We start from the raw sequence: 15,866 nt of genomic DNA on the forward strand, positions 1-15,866 counted from the left end.
GATCGCCCTTATACGTCGAACGAGTCACGAACGTGTTGCCACACGAGCACGTCACAGTCACCTTATGATAATCAGGATGAATACCCTGCTGCATACCAGTCTCCTAAAGATACGGGGGACCCGGATCGCTTCACCCCTATGGCGAAGCGTGAACCGGAGTTTTGAACGGTTATCAGCGTAGTGCGCATACTGGACGCCACCACTACCCTTGTGTTCTCACTGCTGCTCGAGGTAGTGCAGCGGATTGTCGACGAAACGACGCAGGCCGACCAACGCGGCACCGATGAGCGCGGGGCGGCGCATGTCTCGCGTGCACATGATCTTGATGTCAACCTTGTCGCGCGAAAGGATCTCCTGCTGCACGCGCATGCGCATGCGTTCGATTTCACCGGCCGTCATGCGTGACCAGCAGCCGCCGATGATCACGGTTGACACATCGGTCAGATTGACCACGGAGACGATAGTCGACACCATCGCATCGAATGCGTTCTCATACACTTCGCGCATCACCGGATCGCCGTCGGCGACGCCTTTGGCGAACGCTTCGAGTGCTTCCTGACTGGTGGCGTCATCGCCCATCGCGATGCCGGAATTCTCCACCATCGAGCGACGGCCGGCATAGGCTTCCAAGCACCCGTGGCGACCGCAATGGCACAACGGCCCATCCATTTGCACCGACAGGTGGCCGAGTTCACCGGCGAATCCGTTGTTGCCGATCACCACTTTGCCGTCACGCACAATGGCGCCGCCAATGCCGATGTCTGTCGAAATGTAGATGAACGAACCGTCAGGCCCCACCATGCCTTCGCCTTTGGCCTGCGAAGCGTAGCCCGGCAGGTGCGCGATGGCGGCCATGTTCGATTCGTTGCCGGCAACCACGTCGAGGCGTTGCACGAGTGGGAACTTCATCAGATCGATGTTCTCCCACCCAAGATTTCGAGCCACGATCAAATGCCTGTCATCGGTCACCAAGCCCGGCAATGCAAGCCCCGAACCGGCGATCACATAATCCTGCTCGTGGAGAATCTTCTCCTGTTCGAGCAGCATCGCGTCGAGGTCGCCGAAGATCTCGTCGGCATGGGCGTCGTGCAGATCCGCGGCGACCCAACGTTCGGCGATCGTCGAACCATCGAGATCGAGCACCACATAGCCGTAGCCATCGGTGTTGATCTGCATGCCGATGCCGCACACACGCCCTTCGTTGATGATGAGCGGCGTGCTGGGGCGCCCATACACCGCCTGCACGAGCGGCACGCCTTCCTTCACCACGCGATGATCGATGAGCAGCGACACCAACAGCGACATCGTCGCCTTGGTCAGTCCCGTGGATTTCGCCAATTCCGCACGGCTCAACGGATTTGCCGAACGTAGGATCTGCGAAAGCACCACCGATAGATTGTGGTTGCGCAGATCGTCTTGGTTGATTCGTTTCAGAGCTGCCATGGTATGCCTCAAACCCCGTCGTCACTTATTCAAATCGCTTACCTAATTAGCTTTATGCTACACTATGCTATATAGTTTAATCATCGTACTATATAACGGTTGTGTCGATCGCCCAACGTCGATGTTGCGACGGTCGACTAAGGAGTTGATATGACATCTATTCTGGTGGCAGGCGTTGATACCTCCACGCAATCCTGCAAAGTCCGCATCACCGATGCCGCGACCGGCGCGCTCGTGCGCTTCGGCCAGGCCAAGCACCCCGATGGCTCCACGGTGAACCCCGAAGCATGGTGGGAGGCGTTCCTCGACGCCGCGAAGCAGGCCGGTGGCCTCGACGATGTGGCGGCCATCAGCGTGGGCGGCCAGCAGCATGGCATGGTGCTGCTCGACAAGCAAGGCCGCGTGATCCGCGATGCGATGCTGTGGAACGACACTTCGTCGGCACCTCAGGCCGAGGAGCTCATCAACGAACTCGGCGCCGCCCCTGCCGAGGGTGACGAGCCGGAGGATCAGCATGCGCGCGGCATCGTGCGCTGGGTGCGCGCCGTGGGCTCCTCCCCCGTCGCCTCATACACGCTGACGAAGATTCGTTGGGTGAGCGAGCATGAGCCGCAGAACGCCACACGCATCGCGGCCGTCTGCCTGCCTCACGATTGGCTGAGCTGGCGCATCGCCGGCTTCGGCCCAGTTGCCGAAGGCGAAGACGCTCACCTCGACAAACTGTTCACCGACCGTTCCGACGCTTCCGGCACCCTGTATTTCGATGCAGCCAACAACGAATACAGAACTGACTTGCTGGCACGAGGACTGCAATCGGAAGCCGCCGACGCTCCTTCCGATGCACTGCTCGAAGCCGCACGGAACATTGTGCTGCCCACCGTATTGCAGCCTCGTGAAGCGGCACCGGTCACCGCTTCTCCCGATATTGCTGGCCGTAACGTCGATGGCGGCTGCATCATAGGCCCTGGCGGTGGCGACAACGCGATGGCTTCTCTCGGATTGGGCATGGCCGTAGGCGACGTTTCTGTGTCTCTTGGCACTTCCGGAGTCGCGGCAGCCATCAGCGAGAAGCCGGTGTATGACCTCGACGGCTCGGTTTCCGGTTTCGCCGATTGTACCGGCCGCTTCCTGCCGCTCGCCTGCACGATCAACGCCTCGCGCATTCTCGATGCCGGACGCGAGATTCTGGGAGTCGATTACGACGAGCTCACCGATTTGGCGCTGTCGTCGCATCCGGGTGCGGGCGGCATCACGCTAGTGCCATATTTCGATGGCGAGCGCACACCGAACCGTCCAAACGCAACGGCTTCGCTCACCGGTATGACATTGCGCAACGCCACGCGCCCGAATATCGCGCGCGCCTTCGTTGAAGGTCTGCTGTGCTCGCAGCGCGATTGCCTGGAGATCATCCGCTCGCTGGGCGCCAAGCTCGATCGCATCCTGCTCATCGGCGGTGGAGCCAAGTCGCGTGCGGTACGCACGTTGGCGCCAAGCGTTCTCGGCATAGATATCACTTGCCCTGCGACCGACGAATATGTGGCGATCGGTGCCGCCCGTCAAGCCGCATGGGTGCTTTCCGGCAATGAAGCGGCACCTGATTGGCCGTTGTCGATCGACGAGGTGGTGACCGGCGCTCCTGACGACAGCGTGTATGCCGCCTATGCCAAAGCGCGCAACTAGCATGCGTCCCGCGCCATATGCGCTAATGGTCGGGTTGTCTGGATTTCCTAGGCAACCCGACCATTTTCATACCATCCACGGCCAAGTTGCCTATAGAATCACGACAACATGACCATTCCATGCAACGTTTATGGTCAAATCATCTATGGAATTTTGACAACTTGACCATAAACCATGTTGCTTCTAGTCAAGTCGCATAAGCAGCGTAGACAATATGGCCATCCACATACTGCGTATGTCATGTTGTCTATGCCGATGCGACAATATGACTGTTTTCGCGTCTCTAATAGCCGTGTTGACTATGCAAATACGACAACTTGACCATAATCAGCATGGTCCGTGTTCAAGTCGTATAAACATCGCAGACAACATGACCTCAAGTGGTCTGGGAATCGGTCAAGCTGTATAGACATCGCAGACAACATGACCATATATCCGCATGCTCTGTGGGCAAGTCATATAAGCGTCTCAGGCAACATGACCACAGAACGCGTCAGTCGACGTCGGCGAGCGGTCAAATCATAAGTAAAACAGCAAATTTATAAATATAAACGGCAAATCCGAGTGGCAAAGCAGCAAATAGGCACGGCACTCGACTCAGCGCGCATCCAAGTCTTAGTCCGCCTGCAATTCGCGGTAGTCGAAAAAGTCGAATACCGCCTCTTTGCCGAAGCGGGTCATGTCTACGCATGCCATGCCAGTGAATGCTCCAGTGAAGAATCCGCGATAGCGCTGCATCACGTGATCGTCGCTCAATACTGCAGCGTCGAGCGTCACCGGCAACTCTTGCCATGTTTCTCCATCGAACGAGTATTCGTAGGTGTATGTGCTTGTGCGAACTTTGGTGCGCAACCAGATCCATTCCACGTCATCGGGCACGATCGGCGCGTTGTCACGCAGGAAGTGGGCATAGTCTTCGCCGTCGCGTTGCGCCACTTCCAGCACGCGCGAACGGCGCTGCTCATCCCACGTCACATATGCCCATGACCAGAACTTCGTTGAATAGAAGTTGGTCAGCCCGGCCATCTGCGAATAGTGGGCGGGGTTGAAGCGAACGCGCGTGCTCGCGTCGAAATCGAAGGCGCGCCAGCGGCGGGCGACAAGGGAAAGATTGAAATCGTCGCATAGCGACCCCTGCCCTATCAGCGTCAGCGAACCGCCTCCCACAGCGCCCATGTGCGAGTCGAACGGTACGCGCTGCGTGTTCCAGCTGATATCGAGCTGTGTGCCTTCGAAGTCGTCGTACGCACTGTGATCGGGAATACTGATGATGCCGCGAGATGCAAGGTCTTGGGGGTCGGCGTCGTCTGCCGGTGGTTCGTTCAGCTCGCCTGGCGCAGGCACATACAACCGACCAGCCACCCCACCGTCGACGCGTGGCCAGCCGTCGTCGTCCCAGTAGATCTTTTGAATCGAAGTTTCGCGTCCGAGCGTGCAATATCCGCGGTTGTCGTGAATGGCCTCGTCGGCGTGATGCCATGGCCTGCCGCACAGCGATGCGTAATACCACTCTCCTTGCGGGGTGTTGAACAACGAGCCGTGCCCTTGTTTTTGCAGCGGGCTGCTAGGCGTGCCGTAATTGGAGATGAGCGGATTGTTCGGCATCGTTTCGTACGGCCCGTCGATGGTGCGCGAGCGTGCCACCGACTCCTGATGCGCCCACACCGTGCCACCTTCCGCACAGAACAAGTAATACCAGCCGCTGATCTTGTAAAGATGCGGTCCTTCGACGAGCTTCACTGCCGTGCCTTGCCAGATGGTGCGCATCGTCTCCGGTTTGAGCGTCAGCGTCTGCGCGTCGAGTTCGGTGAGTGTGATGCCGTTGAACGAGTTGCGGTATTCGCGCATGTCGCCGGTTTGTTGAAGCAGGTATTTGCGCCCGTCGTCATCATGGAACAGGCTCGCGTCGAAGCCCACGCCGTCGAGCATCGTCGGCTCGCTCCACGGCCCGCGAATATCGGGCGCGGTGACCAAGTAGTTCACAACATCGGTGTATGGACCGGCGACTCCTTTGACATCGGTGTAGACGAGCCAGAATTTGCCATCCGCATACGAAAGGTCGGGCGCCCAGATGCCGCCTGACGCCATGTTGCCGCGCATGTCGAGCTGGCTGACTCTGGTGAGCGGCGACGGCAGCTGTTCCCAATGCACGAGATCCTGCGATTCGTGCAGGGCGACGCCCGGCCACCATTCGAACGTGGAATTGGCGCAATAATAGGTGCTGCCTACGCGAATCATCGACGGATCCGCGTAGAAGCCGCGAAGCGCAGGATTGGCGATCATCATGGGCTGGACTCCCTGCTTTTGGCATTGCTTGCATATACACGAATGCGGTTCCGGCTGGAAAATGGAACCGGAACCGCATTCGCTGAGGAAAAGGAAAGGAAGGAAAGAGTGTGTTGTTGGCTCAGCCGTGCCGCAACGGAGCACACAAGCGGCTACGGCTGGGCTAACAAGCGTTCATCGAATCAGGCCTAGGCCAGAGCGTCGATCATGTAGTTGTTGATCGTCGCCTTGACGTCTTCGAGGTGATCCGGGTGCGTGGACGCGATGAGCTCGGACTGCGGCTTGTCGATCGCGTAGTCGCTGAGCGATGCGAGCGTCGCGGTGCCGTCTTCGACGGTCTTGCCGATGCCGGAGTCGAAGGAGCTGTAGCGGTTGGCCACGAGGTTCTCGATGTACTTGTCTTGATGCATCTTGTCTGCGATGAGCAGACCCGCCGCATAGGAGTCCATGCCGGCGATGTGGGCGCGGAACAGGTCTTCGGCGCTGAAGGAGGAACGACGCGGCTTGGCGTCGAAGTTCAGGCCACCGTGAGGGCCGATCTGACCTTCGTCGAGCACTTCCCACATGACCGCGGAGGTCTCGTAGAGGTCGGTCGGGAACTCGTCGAGATCCCAGCCGAGCAGCTTGTCGCCCTGGTTGGCGTCGAGCGAGCCGAGCACGCCGTTGTCACGGGCGACACGGATCTCGTGCTGGTAGGTGTGGCCTGCGAGGTTGGCGTGGTTGCCTTCGAGGTTGAGCTTGAACACGTCCATCAGGTCGTATGCGCGCAGGAAGTTGCATGCGGTTGCCGCATCGAAGTCATACTGATGGGTCATCGGCTCCTTGGCCTTCGGCTCGATCAGGAACTGTGCGTGCATGCCGATTTCCTTGGCATAGTCAGCGCACATGTGGAAGAACTTCGCCATGTGCTCCTGCTCACGCTTCATGTTGGTGACCCACAGGTTCTCATAGCCTTCGCGGCCACCCCAGAACACGTAGTTCTCACCATTGAGGCGCTTGCCGATCTCCAGCGAGTGCTTGAGCTGGCCGGCGGCATAGGCATAGACGTCGGCGGACGGCGAGGTGCTGGCGCCTTCGACGAAGCGCGGGTTGGTGAACAGCGAGGAGGTGTTCCACAGCAGCTTGACGCCAGTGGCCTTCATGTTCTCCTCGATCTTGTCGACAACGCGGTCGAGGTTGGCGTTGGTCTCACGCAGCGTATCGCCTTCCGGAGCGATGTCGCGATCGTGGAAGCAGAAGTATTCCGCACCGAGCTTGGTGAAGAACTCGAAGGCGTAGTCGACCTTGGCGAGCGCGTTGTCCATTGGATCGGCATACTTGCCGTCCCACGGACGCTGTGCGGTGCCGGTGCCGAACGGGTCGACCAGTTCCTGATCGAAGGTGTGCCACCATGCGACGCCGAAGCGCAGCCAGTCCTTCATCTTCTTGCCGGCGACAACCTTGTCGGCATCGTAATACTGGAATCCAAGACCTTCCTGCAGGCCCTTGTGACGGCCAACGTATTCGATCTTGTCGATGTTCCACAGATCTGCCATGACTACTCCTTTGCAATCACTTGCAATGTTTCTTTGCGTTCGCTCCACTCGTTGTCGAGCGTTCCATCCGAACTTCTTTTCGTTCGCAAGAACATAGTAAAACGAAAACACTATCTTTGTCAAACGAATTAACTATAGCGTGTCGTTTTTGAACCTCGCAAAACAAGGAGGCGTCGATCCATATGGATCGACGCCTCCTTTAAGCAAAATAAGAGCAGTCAGCTACAGTCAGTTCTTCTTGCCGTAGCGCTTCTCGAAGCGTGCCACACGGCCGCCCGTGTCGAGAATCTTCTGCTTGCCCGTGTAGAACGGATGGCACTTCGAGCACACATCCACACTCATATGATCGCCCTTATACGTCGAACGAGTCACGAACGTGTTGCCACACGAGCACGTCACAGTCACCTTATGATAATCAGGATGAATACCCTGCTGCATACCAGTCTCCTAAAGATACGGGGGACCCGGATCCTCTCGTTCACACAAGAGGTGAACCGGATTTATGCGTACGGGTTCGAAACCGAACTCGCAGCAAGTCCGAACCGCTACCGATTCGAAGCTCGCCACTGTGCACAACATCACTCTCCCGTGCAATATTCCGCACAATCACAATTTCGCTCAACCATTTGGCCGCATCGGTGAAATTCCCACCAGTCCCCATATTTAGTATAGTTTTCAATTTCCTTGCGCTCTCAGCGCGTTGTAAAAACATAAGTTCAAACCAACATAAATAATACGAAAAGATTTATTGTTGAACTATGTATACACAAAATATAAATTGTGTAGTTGGGGATTTTTGCAGCACTATCTCAGCATGCACGGAGTCAGCGCAGACACTTTTCTCCGCTACACCCGCGCATACGGCGCGAATTGGGGCGACGAAGCCCTCCAAATGATAGAAGACGGCACGGCCCCACTCGACGTGGCCGCAATCCTGATTATTCTGCGCACATTGAACCAGATCTGCGACGACAACCTGCGCTTAGCAGACATCTTCTTCTTCAATGCGCCCGCCAATGCGATCCGCATCTCAAAAGATCTGACGGCAAGTACACAGTCTGTGCAGAAGATTCTGCAGGGCGCGCCCGTCTCGTTCTATACCAACGACAGCGCGAAGGCAGACAATCCGCATAACATCGCGTATGAGATGCGACTGTGCAAGGAAGCATGCCAGCGCAAGTCCAAGCCGTGCACCGAACTCGAAAAACTGGGCGTCAACAAACTCGGCGTGAGCATAGACGCGTTCCGCAACTGGTGCAAGGCGCTATTCGGCAGATCGATTGACGAGGAAGCTCAACTGCACAAAACCATTCGCAACACCGATGTCAATAAGATCGGCGCGCAGATCATCGAAGACATGTATCGCGAACATATCAACAGAGTCAAGTATTCGCTGCACAACGCCGACTGCTGGCAGGGGCGCAACATCAATTTGATGTCGAACGATGAGCTCGACAAACTTGAGGATGACCTGCAAGTGATGCGCGACTGCCCACCCAAGACGCAAGCACTGCGGCAGATCGCGTTTGTGCGGCAAAAGCGCGCATATGACGCATGCCTGTTCACGCAAGGGCAACTGGTGTTCCAGCCCGACCGGATCCCGTCAAAGCACTATGACGACGAACAGCCTGCAGATGACTGCGCTACCATCTCTTCCGGCGCCTACACCAACCCCGACGAGTAGACTCGCTCACCGATTTTGCTGGCGGGATATAAAACTCGCTTACACGCATGTATACGAATTATAAAAACCCGCTATTTTCCAACGAAAATAGTTTTGAGATACTTGGCGCTATGCGAGTTTTATATCCCCGCCAGCAAATATATCGATCGCGGCCAGCCGGCATCGATGAAAACCCGACCACGGATATGCAAAACCCGCCGAAATGGCGGGTTTATTGTAGTGGGGCCTCAGGGGCTTGAACCCTGGACCGGCGGATTATGAGTCCGATGCTCTAACCGACTGAGCTAAGGCCCCATGTTGAACGCAGGTGTGCGAAGCAACTTGTCTAGATTATAAATCGCCCGCGACTGCACAGACACACTGCATGGGAACAGACAGCGCAGCCTTACCTTTTCTTCTCCTGCTTCGCTTTTTCTTGCGCAACCTTTTCCTGCGCGGCCTTCTGTTCAGCCGCGCGTTTGGCCGCGTCCGCCTTCTCCTGCTCTTCCTGACGCAGCTTCTCTTCGTTCGACTGCTTGACTTCGTTGATCTTCACGTTGAGATCGTCGACGTAGCTGTTGATCTTCGTCAGATCCTCCTCGGATGCCATCGCCGAGCCTTCGCCGATGAGCTTAGACAGGTCGTTCCACACGTTTTCGCTCGTCACGTGACCTTTTGCGGAGTTCAGCACATTGCTCGCATCGCGCAGCAACGTCTCCAGCGAATCGTGCGCGTCATCGACTTGCTTGAGCTCACGCGACATGTTCACTTCGTCGATCGCGTTCTTCAGTGACACCGTGTGCTCGTCATACCAAGTCGATGCTTCGGCTGCCTGCGCGATGCGGTTGTCGAGGTCTGCCGCGCTTGCCACATCGCAGTTCACCGTAGCCGGCACTTCGGCGGACAGTTGCGCGTCGAGCTGCTTGACCACGGCGGAGTCCTTGACGTCGATGTCGCTGACGGTGTTGGCGACGGCGGCATCTGCGCCCACGAGATCACGGTATGCCGCAACTTTGTCATCGAGCTTGGTGACTGACTGCTCACATGTTGAACGTTTTTCTGAGATCACCGACTGGTGGTGACGGTCGATTCCTACGATCACCGTGATGAGCACGGCGAATATTGCGAGCATGACGACGGAGATAATGACGAGTCGTTTGTAGAACGCGTGCTCGTCGTCGCCGGAAGGCTTGCGATGCGAAGTCGGTGGCTTGCGCCCCATTGACGCGATTTCAGTAGGATTGATGAGTTCGGTTTGCGTTCCGGTCTCTCCGCCGTTCGCAACCATGGTCGAATTATTGTCCACGTTCTCTTCCTCGCTGTTGTTCGGCGTCACCGTTCTGCATGTTCGCCGCATGCTGACGCCGCATTCCGTTCTCTCACAGTGAATGCTGGTATATCTGTTGTCGTCCAAACAGTAAGCATCATTGTTCGCATTTCGACACCAATATCAGCGCGTCAGCGTATGTTATGAGTGATTATTCTACGAACCGCCCCTCCCAAAGCAAACAGCCGCCCCACCGAGCGGCTGTTTATACACAATACGAACAAATATCTAGTTGATTATTTGTTCAGATGCCGAGCCTGCAGATTCACTGCGAAGCGGCGTCCGCGCGAATCGCGCGGCCGGAGGCGAAATGGTCGAGCGCCCCCGTTTTCGCGATCGCTACGAACAGGAACCAGCTGAATACGCCGGCGATCAATGCGCCGCCGACCAGTTCGCTGATGATGTGCACGATGCCGCGCGGGCTGAACAGCGCGACGCCCTGATACCTGAAGAACAGCAGGTAGAACCCGTATTCCAGCGCCGTGCACAGCCCCGACAGCACCGCCATCGGCAGATTGAACACGCGATATCGCGTCACCGCGAACGGCAGCTCCGCAAACAATCCTTGCAAAATGGCGGAGATGAACACAAAAGTGAACGCGAAATTATTGCCCAGCAACATTTCGACGGCACTGCCCACCACATTCACATACACTGCGGCGCCCGGCTTGCGCAGAATCAGCAGTGCGAGCGTGCCGGAGAAATACCAGACCGCGTGCAGAACGCTCGCGATGCCCGGCAAAATGGAACCAAGCACCGAGGAAATCGGCATGTAGGCGAAGTTCAAGCCCCAGAACACAAGGCCGCAACCGACCCCTAGCGCTGCTCCGAGTGCGATATCCGCCGGCCTCCAGCGGAATCGCGAATGTGTTCGTTGTTGTGTTTGCGTAAGACCCTGTGACATGGGTGCTCCTTCTTTTTCCACTGCTGCACACAGAAAAATCACTGCGACGCATCTTGACCTGTGCAGCCCGGGCGGATGCGCCTTGCTCATAGTAACATCCACTATTCGAAAACTGCGCATATATGTTCAAATATGAGAAAAATATGAAAACTCGGCGGAACAAAAACACGCACGTTTTCGCACATTGGAACGTTGCGCTGGCACGCAATGCACGTTTGCTACGGTGTTGCACGAAGCATACGCTGTGCACACTGCGGTCACAGCACGGCAACCACGAGCATATGGGAGGAACCATGAGCGAGCATGTAGATACGATCTGCGTTCAGGGCGGCTACCAGCCGGGCAACGGCGAGTCGCGCACGCCGCCGATCATTCAGGCGACGACGTTCAAATACACGTCGAGCGAGCAGATGAGTCGCCTGTTCGATCTGTCGGAAAGCGGTTATTTCTACACGCGTCTGCAGAATCCCACCAACGACACGGTGGCTGCGAAGATCTGCGAGATGGAGGGTGGCGTGGCTGCGATGCTCACGTCTTCCGGTCAGGCGGCGAACTTCTTCGCGCTGTTCAACATCTGCAACGAGGGAGATCACATTGTCGCATCGAGCGCCATCTACGGCGGCACGTTCAACCTGATCAACGTGACGATGCGCAAAATGGGCATCACCTGCACGTTCGTGAACCCCGACTGTTCCGATGAAGAGCTCGAGGCTGCGTTCCAGCCGAACACGAAGGCGGTGTTCGGCGAGTCCATTTCGAACCCTGCGCTGATCGTGCTCGATTTCGAGAAATTCGCGGGCGCGGCGCACCGTCACGGTGTGCCGTTGATCGTCGACAACACGTTCCCGACGCCGATCAATTGCCGTCCGTTCGAATACGGCGTCGACATCGTGACGCACGCGACCACGAAATATATGGACGGCCACGGCTCCTGCGTGGGCGGTGCGATCGTGGACTCGGGCAACTTCGATTGGATGGCGCACGCGAACAAGTTCCCCGGCATGTGCACGCCCGACGATTCCTACCACGGCGTCACCTATGCGAAAGACTTCGGCAAGGCCGCATTCATCACGAAGGCGACGGCGCAGCTGATGCGTGATTTCGGCTCCACGCCGGCGCCGATCAACTCGTGGATCATGGGCATGCATTTGGAGTCGCTCGGCGTGCGCATGCAACGCCACTGTGAGAACGCGTTGAAGGTGGCACAGTTCCTGCAGTCGGATCCGCGCATCTCCTGGGTGAGCTTCCCCGGTTTGCCCGGTGACAAGTACCATGCGCTGGCTGAAAAATACATGCCGAACGGCACGTGCGGCGTGATCTCGTTCGGCGTGCCGGGCGGTCGTGAGAAGGTCGCGTCGTTCCTCGATCATCTCAAGATGATTTCGATCGCCACGCATGTCGCCGACGCGCGCAGTTGCACGCTCTACCCCGCCGGCACGACGCATCGCCAGCTCACCGAGCAGCAGCTCGAAGAGGCGGGCGTCGGCATTGATTTGGTTCGCTTGAGCTGCGGCATTGAGAACGCTGACGATATCATCGCCGATTTGAAGCAGGCGCTCGACACTGTGTTCGGTGAGTGATATTTCGCGCGGGCGAGCAGGCACACCGGTGTCGGCTCGCCCGCGCTCCGCTATACTCGATTGGTATGCGCAGAGAGATCATGAAGAACATCGAGTTTCTACGGCAACCTTCCCCCGACGCCGATCCCTCCGATCCGCTTGATTCCGCGATCGCGCAGGATCTCAAAGACACGTTGGCTGCGAACCGCGATGATTGCGTGGGCATGGCGGCCAACATGATCGGCGAGCATAGGCGCATCATTGCCTTTGTCGACGCTGATCTCGGCGGTGCGATCACAGTGATGTTCAACCCACGCATCACCGCCACAAGCGGTTCATACGACACCACGGAAGGATGTCTGTCGCTTGATGGCGAGCGCCCAGTGCAACGGTTCGAACGCATCGAAGTCGACTACATCACACGCCGCGGCCGTGCTCAGCATGCCACGTTCACCGGGTTCACCGCGCAGATCATTCAGCATGAAATCGATCATTGCGACGGCATCATCATCTGAGCCAAGCACCTGTAGACCTCTTTTGGAATAATAGGTGTGCACTTGAACGCGCAGTTATGACGCGCATATTCGAAACAGAACGGAATCAAGTTGGCTGAGTTTATTTATCAGATGATCAACGCCCGCAAAGCTTACGGCGATCGAGTCATCCTCGACAACGTCACGCTGAGCTTCCTGCCGGGTGCGAAAATCGGCGTGGTGGGCCCGAACGGCATGGGTAAGTCCACGTTGCTCAAAATCATGGCCGGTCTCGACACGGTGAGCAATGGCGAGGCGACGCTGACCCCGGGCTACACGGTCGGTATTCTGCAGCAGGAGCCGCCGCTGGATGAGAGCAAGACGGTTGGCGAGAACATCAAAATGGCGTTCGGCGACATCGCCGCCAAGGTCGAACGCTTCAACGAGATCGGTGAGGAGATGGCGAATCCAGATGCCGACTTCGACTCGCTGATGGAGGAGATGGGCAAGCTGCAGACCGAGATCGACGCTGCGAACGGCTGGGATCTCGACTCGCAGCTCGATCAGGCGATGGACGCGTTGCAGTGCCCTGACCCCGACACCCCGGTTTCCGTGTGCTCCGGTGGCGAGCGCCGCCGCGTGGCACTGTGCAAGCTGCTGCTCGAGGCACCGGATCTGCTGCTGCTCGACGAGCCTACCAACCATTTGGATGCCGAGTCGATCCTGTGGCTGGAGAAGTTCCTGCACCAGTACCCGGGCGCGGTCATCGCCGTCACACACGACCGTTACTTCATGGATAACGTGGCTGAATGGATCTGCGAGGTGGATCGCGGCCAGCTCTACCCATACAAGGGCAACTACTCCACGTATTTGGAGACGAAGGCGAAGCGTATGGAGATCCAGGGCGCCAAAGACGCCAAGCTCGCCAAGCGCCTGAAGAACGAGCTCGACTGGGTGCGTTCCTCGCCGAAGGCTCGTCAGGCCAAGAACAAGGCCCGTCTGGAGCGTTACGACCAGATGGAGCAGGAAGCACGCAATTCCAAGAAGCTCGACTTCTCCGAGATTCAGATTCCACCGGGACCACGCCTGGGCTCCACGGTTCTCGAGGCCGAGCACATTCACAAGGCGTTCGGCGACCGCGTGCTCATCGACGACCTGAGCTTCACACTGCCGCGCAACGGCATCGTCGGCGTGATCGGCCCGAACGGCGTCGGCAAGTCCACGCTGTTCAAGACGATCGTCGGTTTGGAGCCGCTTTCCGGTGGCAGCCTGAAGATCGGCGACACCGTGAAGATCAGCTATGTCGACCAGAACCGCGAGGGTCTTGACCCGAACAAGAACCTGTGGGAGGCGGTGTCTGACGGCAACGACTTCATCGAGGTCGGTGGCGTGGAAGTGCCGACGCGCGCATATGTGGCGAGCTTCGGCTTCAAGGGTTCCGACCAGCAGAAGCTCACCGGCGTGCTCTCCGGCGGCGAGCGCAACCGTTTGAACCTTGCGCTCACGTTGAAGCAGGGCGGCAACCTGCTGCTGCTCGACGAACCGACGAACGATCTGGACGTCGAGACGCTCGAATCGCTTGAAAACGCGTTGATCGAGTTCCCGGGCTGCGCTGTGGTGATTTCCCACGACCGTTGGTTCCTCGACCGCATCGCCACGCACATCCTCGCATGGGAGGGCACCGACGAGAACCCTGCCAACTGGTATTGGTTCGAAGGAAACTTCCAGGCATACCAGGAGAACAAAATCGCTCGCTTGGGTGAGGAGGCGGCTCGTCCGCACCGTTTGCACCGCAAGCTGACGCGCTAGTTCGTTCCAGTTGCTGAGAATGCCAGCGGCGTTCAACGGAGACTTGAGGTTCTCCCCCGAACGCCGCTGGCATTTTCATTTGCGTGCCTATCTTCTGTATCTTCTCCGTGCGCGCGCATTGCCTCGCTGCGCATAATGTTTTGACTCGCTCTTAACATGCTCTTGCTAGATTGCAAAACAGTGTTGATTACGTAGCCGGTGCAGCGTGAATGTGAAAGGATCGTCGACCATGACAGATGACACCAAGACTCCGATTCAGCGTATTGTTGACGTGCTGACTTTGGGCAATCCGTCGACATACCGCAATCACACGTATATTAATGGCGAGAGCATGTATTTCCCCACTGGTCGCGTGTATGGAGGTCAGGTCATCTCGCAGTCGTTGATCGCCGCTTCGAAGACCGTTCCCGAAGATCGTCTGCCGGATTCGATTCACGGCTACTTCATCGCCCCCGGCGACATTCATCAGGACCTGTTGTTCGACGTGGAGAATCTGCGCGACGGCCACTCGTTCTCGGCACGCCGCGTGAACGTGACGCAATCGCATGGTTCGATTCTGACGGCGATCGCCAGTTTCCAGACGCAGGGGCAGTCCGGCGTTGAGTTCGCCGACCCCATGCCCACCGATATTCCTGAACCGGAGTCGCTGACCAGTTCGATCGACATGATGAAACCATATGCCGATCAGTCGGCGTTCGCGAAGTATTATGCGCAGAATTCGCCGTTCGATATTCGCTATATTTCCAAGCCGATCATGCTCGGCCCCGACAAGGAGAGCGCCGCTCACGATGATGGCAGGCAGTTGCTGTGGATGCGTGCGAATGGCGATATTGACGTGTCGCAGACCTTCCACCGCGCACTGCTGGCGCTTGGTTGCGATCAGGTGATGCTCGAACCGATTCTGCGCCGAGCGGGACTCACGGTGATGACTCCGGGCATTTCGTTCGCTTCGATCGATCATTCGATGTGGTGGTATCGCGACATCGATGTGACGAAGTGGCATCTGTATGTGCAAGATACGCCGACGGCGGCTCACGGCCGTGGCTTGTCGACTGCGAAGGTATATTCGCAGGATGGTGATCTTGTGGCATGCATGGTGCAGGAAGTAATGGTTCGCATTCCCGAACAGCACTGACACATAATCGTATAGCAAATGCGCCGCCTATTTGTAGGCGGCGCATTTTGCA

Annotated in this window: 13 protein-coding genes and 1 tRNA gene; 6 read left to right on the plus strand and 8 right to left on the minus strand. The window is 57.5% G+C overall.

From position 1 onward, the window contains the following. Both rpmE (GSD1FS_RS08870) and GSD1FS_RS08875 read right to left on the minus strand, forming a co-directional pair. Positions 1–94, minus strand: a 94-nt coding sequence (rpmE, locus tag GSD1FS_RS08870) for a 50S ribosomal protein L31 (protein WP_155589283.1), incomplete at its 3' end; no start/stop codon positions are given. Between the two features lie 122 nt (positions 95–216). Next, positions 217–1,443, minus strand: a complete 1,227-nt coding sequence (locus GSD1FS_RS08875) for an ROK family protein (protein ID WP_155589284.1) — start codon at positions 1,441–1,443, stop codon at positions 217–219. Positions 1,444–1,593: 150 nt separating this feature from the next. On the opposite strand from GSD1FS_RS08875, the gene GSD1FS_RS08880 reads away from it, so the two are divergent. Then, positions 1,594–3,123: a xylulokinase gene (locus GSD1FS_RS08880; RefSeq protein ID WP_155589285.1), complete on the plus strand. Its 1,530-nt coding sequence runs from the start codon at positions 1,594–1,596 to the stop codon at positions 3,121–3,123. 615 nt (positions 3,124–3,738) lie between these two features. On the opposite strand, the gene GSD1FS_RS08885 is transcribed toward GSD1FS_RS08880, so the two are convergent. The 3 genes from GSD1FS_RS08885 to rpmE (GSD1FS_RS08895) all read right to left on the minus strand — a co-directional run bounded on the left by GSD1FS_RS08885 (position 3,739) and on the right by rpmE (GSD1FS_RS08895) (position 7,382). Beyond that, the gene (locus GSD1FS_RS08885; RefSeq protein WP_155589286.1) at positions 3,739–5,409 is read right to left on the minus strand and encodes a glycoside hydrolase family 43 protein; all 1,671 of its coding nucleotides are present in this window, start codon (positions 5,407–5,409) and stop codon (positions 3,739–3,741) included. 188 nt (positions 5,410–5,597) lie between these two features. Further along, the gene (gene xylA, locus GSD1FS_RS08890; RefSeq protein WP_155589287.1) at positions 5,598–6,944 is read right to left on the minus strand and encodes a xylose isomerase; all 1,347 of its coding nucleotides are present in this window, start codon (positions 6,942–6,944) and stop codon (positions 5,598–5,600) included. A 228-nt stretch (positions 6,945–7,172) separates the two neighbouring features. Then, positions 7,173–7,382, minus strand: coding sequence for a 50S ribosomal protein L31 (rpmE, locus tag GSD1FS_RS08895; RefSeq protein ID WP_155589288.1), 210 nt, complete (start codon positions 7,380–7,382; stop codon positions 7,173–7,175). A 376-nt stretch (positions 7,383–7,758) separates the two neighbouring features. Between rpmE (GSD1FS_RS08895) and GSD1FS_RS08900 the strand changes: the two genes are divergently transcribed. Further along, positions 7,759–8,628 (plus strand): hypothetical protein, encoded by an 870-nt coding sequence (locus GSD1FS_RS08900; RefSeq protein ID WP_155589289.1) that lies wholly within the window; start codon positions 7,759–7,761, stop codon positions 8,626–8,628. Positions 8,629–8,848: 220 nt separating this feature from the next. On the opposite strand, the gene GSD1FS_RS08905 is transcribed toward GSD1FS_RS08900, so the two are convergent. The 3 genes from GSD1FS_RS08905 to GSD1FS_RS08915 form a co-directional block, all read right to left on the minus strand. Then, a tRNA-Ile gene (locus GSD1FS_RS08905) sits at positions 8,849–8,922 on the minus strand. 91 nt (positions 8,923–9,013) lie between these two features. Further along, the gene (locus tag GSD1FS_RS08910) at positions 9,014–9,964 is read right to left on the minus strand and encodes an erythrocyte-binding protein (RefSeq protein WP_155589290.1); all 951 of its coding nucleotides are present in this window, start codon (positions 9,962–9,964) and stop codon (positions 9,014–9,016) included. Positions 9,965–10,199: 235 nt separating this feature from the next. Next, entirely contained in the window at positions 10,200–10,838 is a 639-nt protein-coding gene (locus tag GSD1FS_RS08915) for an ECF transporter S component (protein WP_155589291.1), read from the minus strand. A 293-nt stretch (positions 10,839–11,131) separates the two neighbouring features. Between GSD1FS_RS08915 and GSD1FS_RS08920 the strand changes: the two genes are divergently transcribed. From GSD1FS_RS08920 to GSD1FS_RS08935, 4 genes are all read left to right on the plus strand, one after another. Beyond that, positions 11,132–12,418, plus strand: a complete 1,287-nt coding sequence (locus GSD1FS_RS08920; protein WP_155589292.1) for an O-acetylhomoserine aminocarboxypropyltransferase/cysteine synthase family protein — start codon at positions 11,132–11,134, stop codon at positions 12,416–12,418. A gap of 65 nt (positions 12,419–12,483) precedes the next feature. Beyond that, positions 12,484–12,912, plus strand: a complete 429-nt coding sequence (locus GSD1FS_RS08925; RefSeq protein WP_155589293.1) for a peptide deformylase — start codon at positions 12,484–12,486, stop codon at positions 12,910–12,912. A 90-nt stretch (positions 12,913–13,002) separates the two neighbouring features. Beyond that, complete coding sequence (ettA, locus tag GSD1FS_RS08930) at positions 13,003–14,679, plus strand: energy-dependent translational throttle protein EttA (RefSeq protein WP_155589294.1); 1,677 nt, start codon at positions 13,003–13,005, stop codon at positions 14,677–14,679. Positions 14,680–14,908: 229 nt separating this feature from the next. Next, positions 14,909–15,814, plus strand: coding sequence for an acyl-CoA thioesterase (locus GSD1FS_RS08935; RefSeq protein WP_155589295.1), 906 nt, complete (start codon positions 14,909–14,911; stop codon positions 15,812–15,814). The last annotated feature ends 52 nt before the right edge of the window (positions 15,815–15,866 follow it).

Source organism: Bifidobacterium canis, assembly GCF_009727065.1.
GTDB lineage: Bacteria > Actinomycetota > Actinomycetes > Actinomycetales > Bifidobacteriaceae > Bifidobacterium > Bifidobacterium canis.